The following is a 1,429-nucleotide window of genomic DNA, read 5'->3' on the forward strand; positions in this document are numbered from 1 at the left end:
TTGCGACAGCAAACAACCGAAAACCTCAAACAAAATAGTCTGGTGGCGATGGCGAGAAGGTCACACCCGTTCCCATACCGAACACGGAAGTTAAGTTTCTCAGCGCCGATGGTAGTTGGGGGTTTCCCCCTGTGAGAGTAGGACGCCGCCAGGCATATATATATGTGGAGGATTAGCTCAGCTGGGAGAGCATCTGCCTTACAAGCAGAGGGTCGGCGGTTCGATCCCGTCATCCTCCATCAAGATTTTTTCGCGTTAGCGAAAATAATCTTCCTTAACTTTTCGCGATGTGAAAATATCTTCCTTAATGTTTTTCGCACTATTGAAAATAGTTTCTTTAATAACGCCGGTGTAGCTCAATTGGTAGAGCAACTGACTTGTAATCAGTAGGTTGGGGGTTCAAGTCCTCTTGCCGGCACCATCTTTCTCACTTCCCTGGTTAAATTTCAGCGGAATGACGCCAAAAAGGCTAAAGTAAATTATTTTGAGCATAAAATGTACGAGCCATTAGCTCAGTCGGTAGAGCATCTGACTTTTAATCAGAGGGTCGAAGGTTCGAGTCCTTCATGGCTCACTAAGTTTTTTTCGCGTCAGCGAAAATAAACTTCCTTAATTCGCGTCAGCGAAAATAAACTTCCTTAATTCGCGTAAGTAACAAACTACCATTGAATTTTACTTCAGCGGAATCTGTTTAATATGCGGGTGTGGCGGAATTGGCAGACGCACCAGACTTAGGATCTGGCGCCGCAAGGCGTGGGGGTTCGACTCCCTTCACCCGCATCATTTTTTGTGTCAATATAAAATTCCATAAATGCGGAAGTAGTTCAGTGGTAGAATACAACCTTGCCAAGGTTGGGGTCGCGGGTTCGAATCCCGTCTTCCGCTCCATTTTTTAGCCGGGGTGGCGGAACTGGCAGACGCACAGGACTTAAAATCCTGCGGTAGGTGACTACCGTACCGGTTCGATTCCGGTCCTCGGCACCAAGTTAGCTGATTTATTGAATATGCGCCCGTAGCTCAATTGGATAGAGCATCTGACTACGAATCAGAAGGTTGTAGGTTCGACTCCCGCCGGGCGCACCATCATTTATTATATAACGGGAAGTAGCTCAGCTTGGTAGAGCACTTGGTTTGGGACCAAGGGGTCGCAGGTTCGAATCCTGTCTTCCCGACCATCATTATAATTACGGGGCCTTAGCTCAGCTGGGAGAGCGCCTGCCTTGCACGCAGGAGGTCAGCGGTTCGATCCCGCTAGGCTCCACCATAAAATAACTTTTGACCACAGTAATCATATATGTTAGTATTATAAAGCTGACGTTATGAGTTGGTCGGTGAATTGTTCTTTGAAAACTAAACAAACAAGCGTCAACAAACAATCAATTATCATGGCTTCTATTATAGAAGCTCATGAGCCAACGTTTTAACTTAT

Annotated in this window: 9 tRNA genes and 1 rRNA gene; all 10 read left to right on the forward strand. The window is 46.2% G+C overall.

What is annotated here, in order from left to right:
- Positions 1 to 38 precede the first annotated feature (38 nt).
- A 5S ribosomal RNA gene (rrf, locus tag J2S25_RS19920) occupies positions 39 to 154 on the forward strand.
- Between the two features lie 12 nt (positions 155 to 166).
- Positions 167 to 239, forward strand: a tRNA-Val gene (locus J2S25_RS19925).
- A gap of 106 nt (positions 240 to 345) precedes the next feature.
- Positions 346 to 421: transfer RNA gene (locus J2S25_RS19930), tRNA-Thr, on the forward strand.
- A gap of 80 nt (positions 422 to 501) precedes the next feature.
- A tRNA-Lys gene (locus tag J2S25_RS19935) sits at positions 502 to 574 on the forward strand.
- Between the two features lie 124 nt (positions 575 to 698).
- A tRNA-Leu gene (locus J2S25_RS19940) sits at positions 699 to 780 on the forward strand.
- Between the two features lie 33 nt (positions 781 to 813).
- Positions 814 to 888, forward strand: a tRNA-Gly gene (locus J2S25_RS19945).
- A 7-nt stretch (positions 889 to 895) separates the two neighbouring features.
- Positions 896 to 984 (forward strand) — tRNA-Leu (locus tag J2S25_RS19950).
- A 22-nt stretch (positions 985 to 1,006) separates the two neighbouring features.
- Positions 1,007 to 1,083, forward strand: a tRNA-Arg gene (locus J2S25_RS19955).
- Positions 1,084 to 1,098: 15 nt separating this feature from the next.
- A tRNA-Pro gene (locus J2S25_RS19960) sits at positions 1,099 to 1,175 on the forward strand.
- Between the two features lie 13 nt (positions 1,176 to 1,188).
- Positions 1,189 to 1,264 (forward strand) — tRNA-Ala (locus tag J2S25_RS19965).
- Positions 1,265 to 1,429: the final 165 nt, after the last annotated feature.

Source organism: Mesobacillus stamsii (genome assembly GCF_030814065.1).
GTDB classification, from domain to species: Bacteria; Bacillota; Bacilli; order Bacillales; family Cytobacillaceae; genus Mesobacillus; species Mesobacillus stamsii.